This is a genomic window from uncultured Corynebacterium sp. (genome assembly GCF_902782855.1).
Classification (GTDB): domain Bacteria; phylum Actinomycetota; class Actinomycetes; order Mycobacteriales; family Mycobacteriaceae; genus Corynebacterium.
In genome coordinates this window covers 1-3,273 of the sequence record NZ_CACZOO010000231.1, presented here as the reverse complement: position 1 = coordinate 3,273, position 3,273 = coordinate 1, and the positions used below count along the sequence as shown (strand labels likewise).

At 72.2% G+C, this 3,273-nt stretch carries 3 protein-coding genes; all 3 read left to right on the top strand.

Annotated features, from left to right (window positions below; genetic code table 11):
- Positions 1 to 181: LamB/YcsF family protein (locus tag QZV72_RS09655; RefSeq protein ID WP_297007883.1), on the top strand; the 181-nt coding region annotated here is incomplete at its 5' end.
- Positions 178 to 1,734, top strand: a complete 1,557-nt coding sequence (locus tag QZV72_RS09650) for a carboxyltransferase domain-containing protein (RefSeq protein ID WP_297007881.1) — start codon at positions 178 to 180, stop codon at positions 1,732 to 1,734. The genes QZV72_RS09655 and QZV72_RS09650, both read left to right, overlap by 4 nt.
- A partial coding sequence (locus QZV72_RS09645; protein WP_297007878.1) for an acetyl/propionyl/methylcrotonyl-CoA carboxylase subunit alpha occupies positions 1,731 to 3,273 on the top strand: 1,543 nt, incomplete at its 3' end. The genes QZV72_RS09650 and QZV72_RS09645, both read left to right, overlap by 4 nt.

Here is a 3,273-nt window from a genome sequence, read left to right as displayed (position 1 = left end):
CGCCGCCCGGGGCCGCCAGGTCGCCGAGAACGGCTCCGTCACCGCCGTCGACGGCACGGTGCTGAACGTCGACGCCGAGTCCGTCTGCGTCCACGGCGATTCGCCGGATTCCGTGGCCCTGGCACGGAGCATCGTGAGGGCGCTCGCCGCGGACGGCATCGGGATCAGGAGCTTCCTGTGACCGTCCCTGTGCACCGGGCCGGTACCCGTGCCCTGCTCGTCGACCTGCCTGACCTGGCCACCGCCATGGCGTGGCACGCCGCACTGAGCAGTTCCCCTCTGCCCGGTCAGACATCCGTCGGCGCCGCCGCGCGAACGGTCCTGGTCCGTTTCGCGTCCACGTCCGCCGCGGACGCCGCCCGCAACGTCCTCCCGGAATTCCTGCCGGGGGACGCCACGAGCACCGAACCCCGGAACATCACCGTCGACGTCATCTACGACGGTGAGGACCTCGAGGACCTGGCCGCGCACCTCGGTATGACCGTCGACGCACTGGTCGACTGGCACACCACCACGGTGTGGACCGCCGCCTTCGGCGGGTTCGCGCCCGGTTTCACCTACTGCGTCCCGGAGGACGCCACCCGCGCACTCGACGTGCCGCGCCACCCCACCCCGCGCCCGGTGGTGCCGGACCGGTCCGTGGCCCTGGCCGGGGACTTCTCCGCGGTCTACCCGCGCACCTCGCCGGGAGGCTGGCAGCTCATCGGGTCGACGACGCAGCCGTTCTGGGATGCCTCCGCCGAATCACCCGCCCTGCTCGCCCCCGGCGACCGCGTGCACTACCGCGCCGTGACCGAGCGCATCGAGGTCAGTGAGTCCGCAGGGACCACCACGGCCGGTGGGCCGCGTCAGCGCCGTCGTCCGGTGCTGCGCGTCGACGACCCGGGCCTGCAGGTACTCGTCGAGGACGCCGGCCGCCACGGTTTCGGTGACCTGGGCGTCACCGGGTCGGGTGCGGCCGACCGGGGTTCTGCGCAGGCCGCCAATGAGGCCCTGGGCAACAGCCGGGACGCCGCAGTGCTGGAGAACATCGGTGGGCTGACCCTCACCGCGCTTGTCGAGACCGTGGTCGTCGTCACCGGTGCCGTCGCCGAGGTGCATGTCGACGGCCGGGCGGCTGACCGCGGCGTCCCGCTGCTGCTGCGTGCCGGTACGACGCTGACCGTGGGACCCGCATCGACGGGACTGCGCAGCTACGTCGGGGTGCGCGGCGGTGTGGTCGCCGAGCCGGTGCTGGGCTCGGCCTCCACCGACCTGCTCTCCGGGCTCGGCCCGGCGCCGTTGGAGCCGGGCGACTCGGTTCACGCCGGACCGGTCACCGGTTCGGTGCGGTCCGTGGACGCGACCGTGCGCACCGACGGCGTCCTCCGCGTGGTCCCCGGCCCACGCGAAAACTGGTTCGCCGGGGGCGCCGTCGGACTTCTCGACGGACGCTGGACCGTCAGCGCCACCTCGAACCGGGTCGGGCTGCGGCTCACCGGTGATGATCCCGTCGTCCGGGACAACGACGGCGAACTGCCCAGCGAAGGCATGGTCGCCGGTTCGGTCCAGGTCCCGCCCGACGGACAGCCGGTCGTGTTCCTCCGCGACCATGCCGTCACCGGCGGCTACCCCGTCATCGCCACCGTCATCCCCGAGGATCTCGACGCCGCCGCACAGCTCGCGCCCGGGGTACAGGTCACTTTCGTCGAATACCGTCAGCCAGACGCCAGGAAAGACCAGGAGTTCTCATGACCACCGTCCTCATCGCCAACCGCGGCGAGATCGCCGTCCGCATCGCCCGCGCCGCCCGTGACCTGGGTATCCGCTCGGTCGCGGTGTACTCCGAGCCGGATGCCGGGGCACTGCACACCCGCGTCGCCGACGAGGCGTACGCCCTGCCGGGGTCCACCGGCGCGCAGACCTACATGAACATCCCCGCGCTGCTGGACATCGCCGTCCGCGTCGGCGCGGACTGCGTCCACCCCGGCTACGGGTTCCTCTCGGAGAACGCGGGCTTCGCCCGCGCCGTGCAGGACGCCGGGCTGACGTGGATCGGCCCCGCCCCGGAGACCATCGACACCCTGGGCGACAAGATGGCCGCCCGCCAGCTCGCCGAATCGGTCGGCGCACCGCTGGCACCGGGGACCTCGGAGCCGCTGGCGTCCTGGGAGGAGGCGCACGCCTTCGCCGCCGAGCACGGCCTGCCGGTCGTCATCAAGGCCGCCTTCGGCGGTGGCGGACGCGGTCTGAAGATCGTCACCCGCGAGGACGGCCTCGATGCGATCGAGGACGCCTTCGCCTCCGCCGGGCGTGAGGCGGGGTCCGCGTTCGGCCGCACCGAGTGCTTCGTCGAGAAGTTCCTGGAGCACCCGCGCCACGTCGAGGCACAGGTCCTGGCGGACACCCACGGCAATGTCGCCGTGGTGGGGCTGCGCGACTGCTCGACGCAGCGCCGGTTCCAGAAGCTCGTCGAGGAGGCGCCGGCTCCGTTCCTGACACCCGCCCAGACCGGTCAGATCACCGAGGGCGCGCGGTCCATCTGTGCCGCCGCCGGGTATGTCGGGGCCGGCACGGTGGAGTTCATCGTCGCCGACGACGGGACGGTCTCCTTCCTGGAGGTCAACACGCGGGTGCAGGTCGAGCACCCGGTCACGGAGGTGACCTCGGATGTGGACATCGTCGCCGAGCAGTTCCGGATCGCCGCCGGAGAGGAGCTGAGCTGGGTCGCCGCCGGTGCGCCGTTGGATCCGGTGGCGTCCGGGCACGCGTTCGAGTTCCGCATCAACGCCGAGGACGTCGCCAACGGCTTCGTCCCCTGCCCGGGGACGGTGACCGAGTTCCGCGTCCCGACGGGTCCGGGTATCCGGGTGGACGCCGGGGTCGTCTCCGGGTCGACCGTGCCCGGGTTCTACGACTCGATGCTGGGCAAGCTCATCGTGTGGGGGCCGACGCGTGAGGTGGCTTTGTCGCGGGCCCGGGCCGCGCTGGACGAGTTCGTGATCTCCGGGGTACGCACGGTGCTGCCGTTCCACCGGGACCATGTACGGAACCCGGCGTTCGTCGCCGCCGGCGAGGGGCTCGATTCCGCTGACCGCCCGGCCGGTGCCGAGGACTTCGGCATCTACACCGACTGGGTGGACTCCCACTACGTTCCCGGCGCCTCGACCGGCGGGGGCGATGGTGATACCGGCGACATCGAGGACGCCTACCTTGAGCGCACCGAGATCTCGGTGGAGATCGACGGGCGGCTGCACCGGATCGGGCTGCCGACCGGTGTGCTGGGTGCTGCGG